12 protein-coding genes are annotated in these 14,588 nt (G+C 63.8%); 3 read left to right on the forward strand and 9 right to left on the reverse strand.

Annotated elements, in window-relative coordinates; genetic code table 11:
- Positions 1-459 precede the first annotated feature (459 nt).
- The 7 genes from AU072_RS21650 to AU072_RS21680 all read right to left on the reverse strand — a co-directional run bounded on the left by AU072_RS21650 (position 460) and on the right by AU072_RS21680 (position 8,787).
- Positions 460-2,742 carry a heavy metal translocating P-type ATPase gene (locus tag AU072_RS21650; RefSeq protein ID WP_064415682.1) on the reverse strand — a complete coding sequence of 761 codons (2,283 nt, stop codon included), beginning with the start codon at positions 2,740-2,742 and terminating at the stop codon, positions 460-462.
- A gap of 40 nt (positions 2,743-2,782) precedes the next feature.
- Complete coding sequence (locus tag AU072_RS21655) at positions 2,783-3,781, reverse strand: DUF8832 domain-containing protein (RefSeq protein WP_064415683.1); 999 nt, start codon at positions 3,779-3,781, stop codon at positions 2,783-2,785.
- A complete protein-coding gene (locus AU072_RS28200; RefSeq protein WP_133147309.1) occupies positions 3,778-4,002 on the reverse strand; it encodes a copper resistance protein CopZ in 225 nt (74 codons plus the stop codon). Before AU072_RS28200 ends, AU072_RS21655 begins: the two co-directional genes overlap by 4 nt.
- 402 nt (positions 4,003-4,404) lie before the next feature.
- Positions 4,405-5,397 carry a L,D-transpeptidase gene (locus AU072_RS21665; RefSeq protein ID WP_082681042.1) on the reverse strand — a complete coding sequence of 331 codons (993 nt, stop codon included), beginning with the start codon at positions 5,395-5,397 and terminating at the stop codon, positions 4,405-4,407.
- Positions 5,398-5,722: 325 nt separating this feature from the next.
- On the reverse strand, positions 5,723-6,571 hold the full coding sequence (locus AU072_RS21670) for a F510_1955 family glycosylhydrolase (protein ID WP_064415685.1): 849 nt from the start codon (positions 6,569-6,571) through the stop codon (positions 5,723-5,725).
- Between the two features lie 89 nt (positions 6,572-6,660).
- On the reverse strand, positions 6,661-7,881 hold the full coding sequence (locus AU072_RS21675) for a L,D-transpeptidase (RefSeq protein ID WP_064415686.1): 1,221 nt from the start codon (positions 7,879-7,881) through the stop codon (positions 6,661-6,663).
- 462 nt (positions 7,882-8,343) lie between these two features.
- On the reverse strand, positions 8,344-8,787 hold the full coding sequence (locus AU072_RS21680) for a DUF305 domain-containing protein (RefSeq protein ID WP_064415687.1): 444 nt from the start codon (positions 8,785-8,787) through the stop codon (positions 8,344-8,346).
- A gap of 566 nt (positions 8,788-9,353) precedes the next feature.
- Between AU072_RS21680 and ripC the strand changes: the two genes are divergently transcribed.
- Positions 9,354-10,442, forward strand: a complete 1,089-nt coding sequence (gene ripC / locus AU072_RS21690) for a peptidoglycan hydrolase RipC (RefSeq protein WP_082681041.1) — start codon at positions 9,354-9,356, stop codon at positions 10,440-10,442.
- Between the two features lie 823 nt (positions 10,443-11,265).
- Complete coding sequence (locus AU072_RS21695; RefSeq protein ID WP_064415689.1) at positions 11,266-11,934, forward strand: DUF305 domain-containing protein; 669 nt, start codon at positions 11,266-11,268, stop codon at positions 11,932-11,934.
- Positions 11,935-12,134: 200 nt separating this feature from the next.
- Here the strand turns inward: AU072_RS21695 and AU072_RS21700 are convergent, their stop codons facing one another.
- Entirely contained in the window at positions 12,135-13,292 is a 1,158-nt protein-coding gene (locus tag AU072_RS21700; RefSeq protein WP_064415694.1) for a sensor histidine kinase, read from the reverse strand.
- A complete protein-coding gene (locus AU072_RS21705) occupies positions 13,292-14,047 on the reverse strand; it encodes a response regulator (protein WP_064415690.1) in 756 nt (251 codons plus the stop codon). The genes AU072_RS21700 and AU072_RS21705 overlap by 1 nt, the downstream gene beginning before the upstream one ends.
- A 116-nt stretch (positions 14,048-14,163) precedes the next feature.
- On the opposite strand from AU072_RS21705, the gene AU072_RS21710 reads away from it, so the two are divergent.
- Positions 14,164-14,397, forward strand: coding sequence for a hypothetical protein (locus AU072_RS21710; protein WP_064415691.1), 234 nt, complete (start codon positions 14,164-14,166; stop codon positions 14,395-14,397).
- The last annotated feature ends 191 nt before the right edge of the window (positions 14,398-14,588 follow it).

The raw sequence follows: 14,588 nt of genomic DNA on the forward strand, positions 1-14,588 counted from the left end.
CCGGCAGACTGTTCCTTCGGCATACCTGCATCCTCGTTTCCAAGGTCAGGAGCCTCCAACATTTCCAGGGCGATTCAAACCACACAGGCACCGCAGAGACGTCGGCTGCGCGGCCCAGCAGATGCGGTGCTGGCCGATCGTTTCGTGACGTCCCTGACAGCTGATGTAGACGCGCAGCGGGTCGCTCTAGCTCAGGAGCTTGCAACAGCGCCGCGAAAAACGTGATCGACGATTTACGGCTGGGATTGGAGGACCAGAAGGACTCTTTTCACCGGCGGTCTTCATGGATAACGAATGTTATCCATGAACACATATCGGCCGTGTCGCATGAGCGGACTACGTGGCGCCCTCCTGTGCGACAAGTCGGCCCGTTGGACGCTGTCTGTGAACTGGCCCTGTCAGAGGTTACGCAAATGGTGTTGTGGGTTAGCGGCACTGTCCAGCCACAATCTATTCCGCTCACTCTGCCGCGGTCGGCCGTCCGATGCGTGATCGGAACCGGCGCAGTCGTAGACTGTTGCTGACGACGAACACGGAGCTGAATGCCATTGCAGCTCCGGCGAGCATCGGGTTGAGTAATCCTGCAGCTGCCAGGGGCAGCGCGGCCACGTTGTAGGCGAACGCCCAAAACAGGTTGCCCTTGATGGTGCGCAGGGTGCGTCGAGACAGTCCGATCGCATCGGCGGCGGCACGCAAGTCGCCGCGCACCAAGGTGATGTCGGAGGCTTCGATGGCCACGTCGGTTCCGGTTCCCATGGCCAGCCCCAGATCGGCCTGAGCAAGCGCAGCAGCATCGTTGATGCCATCGCCGACCATGGAAACGGTCTTGCCCTCCTTCTGCAGGCGGGCAATGACATCGGCTTTGTCCTTGGGCATCACCTCGGCGATCACTTCATCGATGCCCACCTGATCGGCAACCGTCCGCGCGACGGTGGCGTTGTCGCCGGTGAGCAGGATCGGCGTCAAGCCTAAGGCGCGCAACTGGCTGATCGCTTCGGCGGAGGTGGGTTTGACGGCATCGGCGACGACGAGGATTCCTCGGGCCGCACCGTCCCAACCAACAGCAATGGCCGTCTTGCCCTCCGATTCCGCGGCGCGCAAAGCCTCGATGAGCTCGGCCGGCAGATGCTGGGACCAATCGGCGAGGAGACTGGGGCGTCCCACGACGATGGCATGCCCATCGACGACGCCTTGAACGCCGAGCCCCTCGACGTTGGTGAACCCTTCTACCGTTGCAAGGTCGCCCACTTCGGTGCGTGCGGCTTTGGCGACTGCTTGCGCGATTGGGTGCTCGGAGGCATTCTCCAACGCCCCGGCCAGTCGCAGCAATTCCCCGCGATTTTGGCCTGTGGCGGTAACCACGTCGATCAGGGTCATCTTGCCGGTGGTCACGGTGCCCGTCTTGTCGAGGACGATCGTATCGATCGTGCGGGTGCTTTCAAGGACTTCAGGGCCTTTGATCAGAATCCCGAGCTGCGCACCGCGGCCGGTTCCGACCATCAGTGCTGTTGGAGTGGCCAAGCCGAGCGCGCAGGGGCAGGCGATGATTAGCACGGCCACCGCCGCGGTGAAAGCCTCTGCCAGCCCGTTGCCGGTCCCGATCCAATAGCCGAGTGTGGCGCCCGCCAGCATGATCACGATCGGCACGAAGATCCCGGAGATGCGGTCGGCGAGGCGCTGCGCTTGGGCTTTACCGTTCTGCGCGTCTTCAACCATCCGCGCCATTTGCGCCAATTGCGTGTCGGAACCGACGCGGGTGGCACGAACCAGCAGGCGACCGCCGGCGTTGACGGTTGCTCCAACGACGGCGTCATCGACGCCGACCTCGACCGGCATCGATTCACCGGTCAACATGGATGCGTCCACCGCCGAGCTACCCGACACGATCACTCCGTCGGTGGCGACCTTTTCGCCCGGACGCACCACGAATTCGTCACCGACGGCGAGCTGATCGATCGGAATCGTTTGTTCGCGGCCGTTTTTGACGACGGTGACGTCCTTGGCGCCGAGTTCGAGCAGGGCCCGCATCGCTGCGCCGGCCTTTCGCTTCGACCGGGCCTCGAAGTAGCGGCCGGCAAGAATGAACGTGGTGACCCCGGCGGCGGCTTCCAGATAGATGTTGCCTGCGCCATCGGTTCGTGTGATCGTCAGCTCGAACGGATGGGTCATCCCCGCGACTCCGGCGGTGCCGAAGAACAGCGCATACACCGACCATCCCAGCGCCGCAAGCGTTCCCATGGAGATGAGGGTGTCCATCGTGGACGTGGCGTGGCGCAGATTGGTCCAGGCAGCCTGGTGGAATGGCCACGCGCCCCAGACCACGACCGGCGCCGCCAAGGTCAACGACAACCACTGCCAGTTGGTGAACTGCAGGGCCGGCACCATCGCCATAGCGATGACGGGCACCGACAGTACAAGCGAGATGATCAACCGCTGCCGCAGCGCCCGAGTGGGGCCGTGTTCGAAACCGGTCTCGGGTACCGGCGCATCAGCGGCGCGGGGCGGTTCAGTGGTGTAGCCGGCTTCCTCGACAGTGGCCACCAGCGCCTGAATGTCGACGTTGTCGCCGTAAGTGACCTTGGCCTTCTCGGTGGCGTAATTGACTGTGGCGCTGACACCTTCGAGTTTGTTGAGTTTGCGCTCAATACGGTTGGCACATGAGGCGCAGGTCATGCCGCCGATGGGCAGCTCAACCTGGCGTTCGCCGGCTGCGCCTTTCTTGTCTTCATGGGTCGATGTCATTGCTTCTCCTTGGACGAATCGCACTGTAAAGAGCGAGGGCTTAGTGGTGGTCGTCGGGCGCGTCGCCCGTCGGCGCGGGCGTCGATGTCACCGTGTCGGAGTTGGGTGCGGCTTTTGTGGCGGTTGCGGTGAATTCCGCGGTTCGCACGACACCGTTGTGCTGGAAACCCAGGAACATCCGGTAGCTGCCGGACGTCGGTGTCGTCGCGTAGAAGGTGACGTCGGGGCCCGGACTGGTGGACCCGTCGCCCGGCGTTCCCTCCGGGTGCACGTGCAGGTAGGCCAGATCGTCGGCACGTAGCACCACCAAGTGGCCATAGGCGCCCAAGTACGGCTGCAGATTGGTGACCGGCGTGCCCCGGCGCGACACCGACAGCGTCAACTTCGATGAACTGCCGGCTGCCAAGTCACCGGTGAGGGCGACGGCGTAGTCGTCGACCGTTGCCGTCTTCGACGGTGGTGGAAGCGGACGTGGGTTGTACTGGCCGGCGACCAGTACGTCGGTGCCGAGCGTGAGATCCTCTGCCCCGACGGGCTTGAAGTCGGCGAACAACCGCCATGGCCCCGGCGACAAATCCAGATCGGTGTGCCAGACGCCGGACTGCTCGAGAATGGGATGAACATGCTGGAACCCGGCCATGTCCCGACGGACCGCGATCAGATGCAGGTCCTTGTCGTGGGTCGTTTCATACTTGGTGACCGGCCGGCCGTCAGGGCCGATGATTCGGAAGCTGACGCCGACGTTCTGGCCGGACGGCAACGAGATCACCTCCGGCAGGAAGCTGTAGCCGTTTTCGGTTGCGGTCAGGCCCGTTGGACTGGCATCGATTTGCGCTGTCGTCGAGTCGGCACCCGCGGTCACCCCTGCGGTGTCGGCCGCGGGCGCGGTGGGTGTGGTTGACGTCGCGCCATGCGCGTTGTGCTCGAGGTTTTCGGTGCGTGGCATCCAGGAGCCGGTGGCGTTACCGACTGCGACGGCGCCGCCGAACACAGCCAGAAGTGCCAGTGCGAAACCGCCGAGCTTGGTAGGCGTGTTCATGAACGTGTGTCCTTCGTTGCTTTTTCCAAATCGGCCTGGCTGTGGCCGGCATGTTCGATCGCCGCCACGACATGCGAAGCGATCGCCGGTGTATCGCCCGGGCGGCCGACATGCTGAACCGCAACGTCGCGACCTGGGTCAACATCGATCAGTTGCTGGCTGACTCGGCTGACGCTTCCTGCGCAGCTCACATTGTCGAGGGTGAACGTCGCCGTACTCATGCGGTCTCCTCAATCGAATGATCAGCCACGACGCCAAATTGCGTGGCAATAGCTGCCATGAATCATGGATACCATACCCCCCCAGGGTATGCAATAGCCGTGGTTCTCACTGTTCCATCGCGCTACGCGACAATGGAATGCCCCGACTCAGGCCGGCAAGCGGTGCGTCCGGCGGGTTGACCCACGCTGCGCCAGTCCGCCGACCGCTCAGTGCCGCGTGATCGGGGGTGGGGGATTCCGTTAGCGTGCCGCTACAGCGTCATCGCCACCGCAGATGGGTTCGGCGTGCCTGTGCTGAACCATGAGCGTTGTCGGAGATCTAGTGCGCCGTATCGGCCGATGGGTCGTTGATGATTGAGAGCCAACCAGCCCGAGGCGACGGCCCGGTGCTGTCGAAGCGGCTCAGATCTGCCAGTCTTGTGCGCCGTCGTTCTGGTTGTAGAGGCCGCCGCTGGTGTTTTTGATAACGACGGGGTCTCCGCTGCCGAAGTTGTCGAAGAACCACTGCGCGTTGGCGGGGCTCAAATTGATGCAGCCGTGGCTGACGTTTTCCTCCCCCTGTGAACCCACCGACCACGGTGCGCTGTGCACGAAGATGCCGCTGTTGTCGATGCGGACGGCGTCCTGCACCTTAAGTTTGTACCCTTCGGGTGAGTCGACCGGCACGCCGTATGTCGAGGAGTCCATCACCATGTCGGCGAACTTCTCCAGAACGTAGTAGGTCCCGTTCTTGGTCTCGTAGCCCTTCTTGCCCAACGACACTGGGAACGTCTTCTCCAGCTTGCCGTCGCGCACGATCTGCATCTGGTGTGTCTTGTCGTCGATGGTGGCGACGAGCGACTCGCCGGTGCGGAAGCTGGACTTGGCGCCGCTTGCGTCGATGTTGACCGTCGTGTTGGCTGGCCAAAAATCGGTCGGTCGCCATCGAACTTGGGTGTCGTTCATCCAGTAGAACTTGCCGGGAACCGGTGGGTTGGACGAGATGTGGATTGCTTGTTCGGCCATCGGCCGGTCGGCGATGGGCCGGGCGAAGTTGATGATGATCGGCTTGGCCACCCCGACCATCGACCCGTTGACTGGATTGAATGTCGGCGGCGCGAATACCGGTGGACCGACGTAGGGCGTCGGGTTCTGCCCCGCGGGCGTGCCTTCCGGGATCGGTTGGGATGTGGCTGTCAGCGGGTTCGTCGCTGGCGACAGGAACGGGTTCGGTGGCGGTGGCGGAGCGAGCGGATCGGCCGGCTGCGCCGGCGCGGCTGCCGCATCGATGGGGCCGGGAGGCGGGGGCGGTAAACCGGGCTGGGCCAGCGCTGATCGGCTGCTCATCGCCAGAGTTGAAGCCATGGCGGTCGTGATGATGGCTGTCACGAGCGTGTACCTGGTGCGCTTGCGCATTTGTCACCTCCGGTCATCCACGAGCATCGTCTTGTGTCGTACGGCGGCGCAGGCCGTGATGCTTTGGCGGCCAGTCTACTATGTACGTACGCGCTCAGTAGGTGAGATGGCAGTGCGGCTTCAGCGGCCGGTGGTGGTGTGTCTGGTGTTGTTGAATGATGCACCCTGAGGTGGGCGGCTGATCTAACCGCGTTCAATGGTGACGAAGCGATCGGGGTGTTCGCCGAATGCCTGCTTGCAGGTCTCGCAACAGAAGGTGAATTCCTTTCTCCACGGTCCCGAGACTGCCGGCGCGGTGCGCCTGCTCACGCCCGGCTCGTCGTGCTCATTGTGCGTCGAAGGCATGGAGGTTCTCGAAGGTGGTTCCATTGTCGGTCGAGCGCTGGATTCCCGTTTCGGTCGCTACGAACACGACCCCACCACCGTGGGCGAAAACCGCCTGCGGGCGCTCGCCCAGGGCCCGTCCTGCTTGCCACGTAGCCCCGGAATCCTCGCTGGCATACACCGTTCCGATGGGATCAACCCCGATCAACGGGCCATCGTCGGGCCAACTGAGCAAGACCAGCTGGGGTTGCGCGGCGACTGGCGTGAACGTCTTGGCTTGGTCGAGGCTGCGCATCAGACCGTCGGCGGTCGTCGCCAGAATCTCGTTCGCGTTCTGTGGCGATACGGCGATGTCGACGGCGCTGATCGCGGCGCGTCGATCCCACGTGCGTTTGTCCGGGCTCACCATCACGGTCTGGCTGCCGCTGTCAAGGCCGTAGACGAGGCCGTGCCGGTAGTTGAGGGAATGAAAATCGACCTCGCCGCTCAGCGATACCGAGGTCCACGATTGTCCGCCGTCGGTGGTCTCGATCAGTCCCAGCGCCGGTGGGGCATCGCGGTCGTCGGCGCCGGGATGGCCGCTGCCGAGAAAGTGATTCGGTCCAGCAACGGTGAAGGCCATAAAATCCTGCACGACGCCGCCGACGAGTTCGGGATCGCGTTCGCGGGCTAGCCGGTACACGCCGTAATGGGTACCGGCGTACAGCGCGTCGTCGGCGGGATTGATGCCTAGGCCGTGGGTGTGCGCCAGACCCCTGGAGTCGCCTTGGCTCGACCTGGTGTCGGCGTTTGAGCATGCGCCGGCCACCAACACCGTAATGCTCAGCAGCGCAGTCAGTGTTGAGCGCATGCTTACTCCGTTCTAGCTCACAAAGCGCCGCTACGAACCCGGATCGTAGTGGTACCCGCGGCTATGAATCCTGTGCTCAGCCGGCGGTGTCACAGGTTTGCGTTGCCTGCGCGCCACTGCTCCCATGGGATGTTCCAGTCGCCGAGACCGTCGGTACCCGACAGCGTCGGTCCCACGGTGTTGACCACCTCGACAAGGTCGCCGCGTTTGGTGTTGTCGTAGAACCAAATCGCATTCGCCGGGCTCACGTTGAGGCACCCGTGGCTCACGTTGGCGCGGCCCTGGCTGCCCACCGACCACGGCGCGGAATGCACATAGATGCCGCTGTAGGACATCTGTGTGGCCCAATCCACTTCGAGGCGGTACCCCTCGGGTGAGTTGACGGGCACACCATAGGTCGAGGAGTCCATGATCAGGTGCGAATACCGATCGCCGATGATGTAGGTGCCGTTGTCGGTGGGGGTGCTGTCCTTACCCATGGAAAGCGGCATGTTTCTGACCACTTCACCGTTGCGCCGCACGGTGAGCGTCTTGGTGTTGTCGTCAGCCGTGGCGATGACCTCGTCGCCGATACTGAACCGGGTGGTGATGTCCTCCTGGCCGAAAAGGCCATCACCGAGGTCGACGCCGTAGGCGTTGACTGCCACCTCGACCGTCGTGCCGGGTTTCCAGTATTGGGCTGGGCGCCAACGCACTTCGCGGTTGTTGAGCCAGTAGAACGCGCCTTCTACCGGCGGGTTGGTGGTCACCTTGATGGCCTTTTGCGCCGCCAACCGGTCGGGGATGTCTTCGTCGAAGCGGATCGCCACGGGCTGGCCGATACCCACCACTTCACCGTCGTTGGGCAGGACGTAGGGCATTGTCAGGTTTTCCGGCGATGCTGTCTGGAATGTCATGCTGTTGCGGGCGATTCCGCCCAGTCCACGCGCCTCGGCGTTGAGTGTGTATTGCTTGTTGTAACCGAGCGGCTCAGTCGTCGCCCACGTCAGTGCATCAGCGCTCAGCTGCCCGCCGACCAGCTCGCCCTGTTCATTGACCATGGTCACCGTGTCCAGCACCCCGTCGCCGGCGGTCATCGTGACCGGACGATCCACCGGAACGCCAACGGCACCATCAGACACCGAGGCCTGCAGTGTGGGCACCAACAGGTCGCTGTACGGATCGCCTTTGTCGGCAAGCACCTGTTGTGCTGGCGCAGCTGACTCGCGGGTGCACCCGGTGAGCACCAACGCCACCGCCGATAGCGCCGCCAAGGCGATGAGCCAGAAACGGAACCCACGCCGACCGGTCACCGAATGGACTGGCCGCATTTGCTACTTCCTTCCCGCCGGCCTCGACTTCAACCGGCCGTCATCGAACATCGTCGTCGCCAGCGCCGAGCGTGCAACACGCGGCAATGGCTACTGTCAGAGTTGCCGTCCGCGGTATGGCTCAACTAGTCGTTCGTTAAAGATTCGGTAAAGCCTTTTTAGATCGACCGTCTTGCCGAGACCTACGCTTCTCCACCTACTATGCTACTACGTAAAAACAGATGGACGTCGTTACGAGTCGGTGAGCGTGTGTTGGCGAGGTCGCGGCAGGGGTGTTCTCAGCAGTGATTTCGTCACCGCAAGTATGCGTGGCGTTGGGGCCACACGAGCGGTGCTCCGCCAGTCGCACTCACGCTTGTAGAGGGCTGTAAGAGGCGATGCCGTTCCTGCAGCGGCCGGCTCTGCGACTCCACTCAGCAGCCGGACTTGCGAACACAAGATGACGAGAAGTTGCGGCATACATCAGTAGCGGTCGAGGATCCGCTTCATTTCTTCGATCTCTGCTTGCTGACTGCGCACGATCTTGTCGCACAAGGCGATGATCTCAGGATCGGTGATTTTCGATTCCTGACATACCAGGATTGCGCGCGAGTGATGCGGAATCATTGATTTCAGGAATTGCTCGTTACCGACGAATGTCTCCGTGCGTCCCAAGGCGAACGCACCTAGAAACATCACTGCCAGCGCCGTGTACATAGCTATGTTGAGCCGGGTGTTCCCGAACATCCCCGCCATCACAATAAGCATGACGACTCCCATCGCGGCCACCATGATCAGCGCCATGTAGAAGTTGCTCAAGTTGAAATAGAAGTGATCGATAGTCCTGATCATCGACATCGTCAGCACGAACATCAGGATGAGGCTCGCTGCCATCGTGATACCGAACCTGACGTACGGCCGGTTCATAGGTGTTCTCCTTCGTTTACAAGTACAGGTCTCAATGGCGGTCAAAGCGCCGTAGGTCGAAGCGATAGCCGCGCTCGAGAACCCATACCCACTTGAGGCGCCTGTACGCGGATGATCCAAGGGCTACGGTCGAGATCTTGCCCTGGCTCTTTGGGTGTGCCGCGCGGTAACTGCTGAAGCGGCGTCGCAAGATGCTGATCGCGCCGACAAACCCGTCGTCTCTCCCGGCCGTGTCGTAGACGGTGGCAGACGATGTCATTGTGGCTGCTGCGTATTGATGGCGGACCGAAGGCTCGCGCCGTGAGCAGGGATGACTGACTGGTAGAAGGCAAGCGGGCCTACAGCGGCGGCGAAGATCGTCGAACGTCCGGCACCGGGTTGGGGGCCTGCTGTACATCACATCGTCTGAAACCCGCTACGCCGCGGGGTGCGTAACCCGAATTCTGACCATTGCATGGACAAGTTTGATGCCGTTTCGTAACCTATTCGAGACCTACGTACTTTCACCGGACTTCGGCTTGCCGCTGTAGAGGATCGTTGCTTTGTCACTGGACCATGTAGAGCGCATGGGTCGGCGGTGTGGGCGTGCGCTTGCCGGGGCTTTTGTCTCTCTGGCTTTCTTGGGTTCGATGGTGACTGGCGATGTGAGCGCAGATCCAGCCGCCGACGCGCTAGCCAGGCTAAACGAGTTGTCCCGCACGGCCGAACAGACGACTGAGGCGATGCATTCGGCGCAAATGGAGCTCGACGCCAGATTGGCTGCCCAGCGGGCTGCCGAGGAGCGCAAGGCCGCCGACGAGGCGGTGCTGAAATCGGCCAAGGCTGAGCTGACTGAGTATCAGGGCGCCGTCGACAAGGTTGCGGCCACCATGTATATGGGTGGCCGGCCAGATGGTGTATCAGCGATGTTGACCGCCGATTCTCCGCAACAGCTGATTGATCAGCTGGCGCTCGAGCAGGCGATGGCCACTGAGATGACCGACCGGATGCGGGCTTTTCAGAAGGCCGACGAGCGGGCCGTGTTGGCGGCCAAGGCGTCAGCGGCATCGGCCGAAGCGGCCCGTGCCGCGGCGGAGCAGGCGGCCGCGGTCCGCGCGCAGCTGCAGTCCAAGCAAAGCGACCTGCAGCGCCAGATCGCCGCGGTGAAGGCGCAGTACGACGCTTTGACTCCCGATCAGCGCACCGTCTTGGCCGATCCCGGTCCGCCGCCCCCGCAACTGCCGGCAGCACCGGTACCAGCTGACCTGGCGATTGTCGCCATGCCCGGTCAGCCGCCCGTCCAGAACGCCGTGCCGCCGGCGGCGCCTGGCGGTGAGGGAACTGCTGTGGTGCAGGCAGCGTTGTCGCGGGTGGGCTCGCCCTACTCGTGGGGCGCGACCGGGCCGAATGCCTTCGACTGCTCGGGACTCATCAAATGGGCCTTTCTGCAGAACGGTAAGTCCCTGCCGCGGTCGAGTCAGGCGCTGGCCCAGGGAGGTCAACCGGTCGCGATCTCAGACCTGCAACCTGGTGACATCGTGACGTTCTACTCCGATGTCTCTCATGCCGGCATCTATATCGGTGACGGGATGATGGTGCACGCCTCGACCTACGGCACACCGGTGAAGGTAGCGCCCATTGCGAACGCTCCAATCCACAATGCGCGCCGCTACTAGCAGCGCGATAGTCAACCGGGGAAGAAGTCGGCGGTGCGCTGAGTCCATGTCTTGACGTCATCGACGCTGCCGGGATGTGCATTGTCGAGTCGGGGATCAACTGCGCCAGTCGCTCTGCGGTAGACACTGAATGCAGCGGATCGATGTCCCACGCAAGGATCAGAGTGGGATGCGACAATGCGGCGAGTTTCGCCGGTTCAGGCAGGTCGGATTGCCCCACTCCGCGCAGCGCTGAAACACCACAGCATCGTCAACGTCCGGAGTGAACTTCGCGTGCGGATACTCGGCGAAAATCGGTAGCGGCGCCGCCTCCACCTACTGTCGACGCCACGCGGCGGCGCCGAGGTCGTCGATGAGATCAGCCGTGTCGAGGTACCACTGGCGGAGCTGGTCGGGGCCTGGCTCCCACGCCACGGGAGGAATGAGAAGAGCCAGTCGCCGGAACCGATGCGGTGCCGCCGGCGCTGCATAGAGTATCGCGGCTGCGCCCAAGGGAGGAGCCGGCGAAGTCGGTCGGTAGTCGGCGGGACCGGCCACGGCCGGCCCGTCGCTCCGTCTGCCGTGGTGTTGGGTATATGCCAACCGCCGGAAGGATCGCTTGTACCCTGCCCAGCGCGATGGGCTTGTCTGGGCCGAAGTCCGACGTGGCCAGTGGTCTTTACCGATTCTTCATCGAAAATCGAGCCGACCCTTAAGTCTTGGCTCCACGCTGGTAGCGCAAGAGTGGACAGCCCGCAGCCAGGTATCAAGGCGATGCGGTTACGCCCCGCGGATCGTCCACAGGGACAAAACATCAATTTTCATGACTACGAAAGGAATCGGTGTGCACCCTAAGCGGCTAGTTACCTTCGCCGCCGCTGCGGTCGCGGCCACGGTGATTTTGAGCGCCTGTAGCAACGACAATCCGCAAGGCGAGCAGGACATGGCGTCGATGACGACCACGGCGGCCGCGACGCCGTCACCGTCAGCACCAGCGGGAGGTGACACTGCGGCGCCGTCCCACAACGACGCGGACGTCGCGTTCGCGCAGGGCATGATCCCCCACCACCAGCAGGCGATCGAGATGACCGACATGCTGCTGGCCAAGCAAGGCATCGATCCCCGGGTTGTGTCGCTGGCCAACCAAATCAAGGCGGACCAGGGCCCCGAAATCCAACAACTCCAGGGCTGGCTGGCCGACTGGGGCATGTCCACGACGACGACATCGCCGGGCAGTGGCATGCCTGGCATGCCGGGCCACGACATGGGAGACATGAGCGGTGAGGGCATGATGTCTGCACAGGACATGGCCGCGCTGCGTGACGCTCAAGGTGTCGAGGCCAGCCGATTATTCCTGACACAGATGATCGAGCACCACAGAGGCGCAATCGCGATGTCGCAGACCGAGGTCGACAGCGGTCAGTTCACGCCCGCAATCGAGCTCGCACGCAAGATTAGCGCCTCGCAGCAGCAAGAAATCGACGCGATGCAACAGCTTCTCGGATCGCTGTAGGGCCGGGCCCGGGCCGGGACGAGAACTTTCCCCGTGCCGGTGTGCTGTCCTTCCTACACTGACAACGCTTCGGCGCGGGCGCTGCTCGACACGGCGCCGATCAGCGCCGTTGACCGCGAGAAGCGTGCACACGGCGCCGTAGAGCGCTGCTGCAGTTGTGAAAGCTTCGCCTGGCCTAGCTCGCGCGGCTGTGTGCGCGTTCAGGGTGCGCGCTCCAGCGCGCCGGTGTGCGGTGCAGCCGTACTGCGCCGCAGCGGAACTGCAATTGTAAACGTGGTCCCGGTGCCCGGGCCGTGACTGCTTGCGCTGATGTGGCCACCGTGTGCCTCAACGAGCGTCTTGGCGATGGCCAACCCCAGCCCGGAGCCCCCGTGGTCGCGGGTGCGGGCTGCGTCAGCGCGGTACAGCCGTTCGAACACGTGTGGCAAGTGCTCGGCGGCGATGCCTTCGCCGGTGTCGGTGACGTGCAGCACGAGTCGAGGGCCATCGGTGTCGGCATGCACCTCGACCCGCCCGTGCGGCGGGGTATGCCGTAGCGCATTGTCGAGGAGGTTCGTCATTACCTGGGCCAGTCGCTGTTCATCGCCCCACAGCGGCGGCAGCTGGGCCGAAGGCAGATGCGTCGCCAGCGACACCTGCTTGGCACCATAGCGCTCGCGGAGGGCGGCCGCGGTCTTGGCGATCAGCCCGGCGACGTCGATGTCGGCGAACGCCAGCGACGTCGCGCTTTCCTCAACCTGCGCCAGGCCGGCGACGTCCTCGGCGAAGCGGACCAGTCGCTGGATCTGGTCGCGCAGCATCGCGGTGATGTCGGAAGTCAGCGAGCGCACGCCGTCCTCGATGGCCTCGGTGTAGGCCTGCAAGACCGATATAGGGGTGCGTAGTTCGTGGGCGAGATCGGCGAACAGCTGCCGCCGGCTGGTGTCGACGGCCTGCAGCTGGGCTGCCATTTGGTTGAAAGCTTGCGCCAGCGAGTCGAAGTCCTCACCGAGGTGCGGCGGTGATACCCGGATCCCGTAGCGGCCCTCGGCGACCGCTGTGGCCGCCGACGCCACTTCAGTGATGGAGCGCTGAAATCTGCGGCTGACGTACCAGCTGACCGCGAACGCGACCAACGCCGAGACGGCAACCGCGCCGCCGACCGATAGCGCGGTGGCGTACTGATAGGCCTGGTCGGCGTGGAACTCTTCGGCGGAACCGGCAGCCACGCCGGCTTGGTGTAGGTGTTCACGAAACAGCGGGGGCCCCACGATTGCGGCAACCACCCAGGTGGTGATGGCGCCGGCCAGCAGCACCATGGTTTGAGCGATCAGCAGCCGCATACCGATGCCGGGCCGCCGACGCTTCGGCGTGGCCATCACTGCCCGCTTCCCATACGGTATCCGACACCGCGAACGGTGATGACGTAGCGCGGTGCAGCCGGGTCGTCGCCCAGCTTGCGTCGCACATGGCCGATATGGACATCAACGAGGTGTTCGTTACCGACCCAGGGTCCCTCGCGCACGGTCTCCAGCAGCTGCCGGCGGCTCATTACCACGCCCGGGCGCGCCGACAGGGCGACGAGTATGTCAAATTCGGTGCGGGTCAACAGGATAGGTTCATCATCCAGAGATACTTCCCGCGCCGCCACGTCGATACGCAACGGCCCAAACGACAGCGGGGCCGGTACGTCGCCGCCGCGGTCGGTTTCGCGCTCGGGGGTGGCGCGCGGGCGCCGAAGCATCGCGCGGATGCGTGCCACCAGTTCGCGTGGGCTGAAGGGTTTGGCGACGTAATCGTCGGCGCCGACAGTGAGTCCCACGATGGTGTCCATTTCGGTGTCGCGGGCTGTGAGCATGACCACGTAGGCGTCGGAGAAGGTGCGCAGCTGGCGGCACACTTCGAACCCGTCCATGCCGGGCAGCCCGAGGTCGAGGATCACCACGTCGGGGTCGAAGTCGCGGGCCACGGCCACCGCATCGGGACCGTTGTCGACGATGCGGGTGGTGAAGTGCTCGCGATTGAGGTAGCTGGCCACCACCTCAGCCAGCGCGGCCTCGTCATCGACCACGAGCGCCCGGTAGCCTCGTCCATCCTCACCCGAGGGCACTGATGTGTTGCTCATGGAGTTCATGGTGCCGGGTCACCGCTGCGCGGTGATGGCCCGCGGCATTCTTCAACGAACCTTCACACGACCCTTATCGTTTCGGCGGCTTGCGGCTCGCATGCTGGTCAGCGAAGGAGGCCGCTATGAGTATGGGATGGGCGCCCGTGGCGTTCGACGCCGCCGGGGACTGGCAGCTCTGGCTGGCGCTCACCGGTGTACTGGTCTTGTGTTGGGGGCTCGTCGTTGTCGCCACGGCGACGTTGTTCGGCGCAGCGGGCGGTCGCCAAAGTCGCCGAGTCGTCACCTCCGATCGGGGTGTGCGCGGCGACAAACCCGGACAAGATGAGTCGCGACAGGGGCGTGCGGGTCATGGCTGACGTGCGCGGGCAGTGGAGTCGGCGAAGCTTTCTTGCCGCAACGGTGGCGGCCGGGGCGACTCTGGCTGCGTGCTCGCGCGGCAGCAGCGTCGTCGTGCCTAATAACGCGGTTGCCGGCGCGGAGGCACGCCGCCCGCACAGCGGGCGTACCGTGTCGGCCACGCTCACCGCGGATCGCACGGGTGTAGATC

It is taken from the genome of Mycolicibacterium novocastrense (genome assembly GCF_001499835.1).
GTDB lineage: Bacteria > Actinomycetota > Actinomycetes > Mycobacteriales > Mycobacteriaceae > Mycobacterium > Mycobacterium novocastrense.

Excerpts from the sequence above, each read along its gene's own strand:
- AU072_RS21650 (WP_064415682.1), bottom strand. The coding sequence starts at position 2,742 with ATGACATCGACCCATGAAGACAAGAAAGGCGCAGCCGGCGAACGCCAG.
- AU072_RS21655 (WP_064415683.1), bottom strand. The coding sequence starts at position 3,781 with ATGAACACGCCTACCAAGCTCGGCGGTTTCGCACTGGCACTTCTGGCT.
- AU072_RS28200 (WP_133147309.1), bottom strand. The coding sequence starts at position 4,002 with ATGAGTACGGCGACGTTCACCCTCGACAATGTGAGCTGCGCAGGAAGC.
- AU072_RS21665 (WP_082681042.1), bottom strand. The coding sequence starts at position 5,397 with ATGCGCAAGCGCACCAGGTACACGCTCGTGACAGCCATCATCACGACC.
- AU072_RS21670 (WP_064415685.1), bottom strand. The coding sequence starts at position 6,571 with ATGCGCTCAACACTGACTGCGCTGCTGAGCATTACGGTGTTGGTGGCC.
- AU072_RS21675 (WP_064415686.1), bottom strand. The coding sequence starts at position 7,881 with ATGCGGCCAGTCCATTCGGTGACCGGTCGGCGTGGGTTCCGTTTCTGG.
- AU072_RS21680 (WP_064415687.1), bottom strand. The coding sequence starts at position 8,787 with ATGAACCGGCCGTACGTCAGGTTCGGTATCACGATGGCAGCGAGCCTC.
- ripC (WP_082681041.1), top strand. The coding sequence starts at position 9,354 with ATGGGTCGGCGGTGTGGGCGTGCGCTTGCCGGGGCTTTTGTCTCTCTG.
- AU072_RS21700 (WP_064415694.1), bottom strand. The coding sequence starts at position 13,292 with ATGGCCACGCCGAAGCGTCGGCGGCCCGGCATCGGTATGCGGCTGCTG.
- AU072_RS21705 (WP_064415690.1), bottom strand. The coding sequence starts at position 14,047 with ATGAACTCCATGAGCAACACATCAGTGCCCTCGGGTGAGGATGGACGA.
- AU072_RS21710 (WP_064415691.1), top strand. The coding sequence starts at position 14,164 with ATGAGTATGGGATGGGCGCCCGTGGCGTTCGACGCCGCCGGGGACTGG.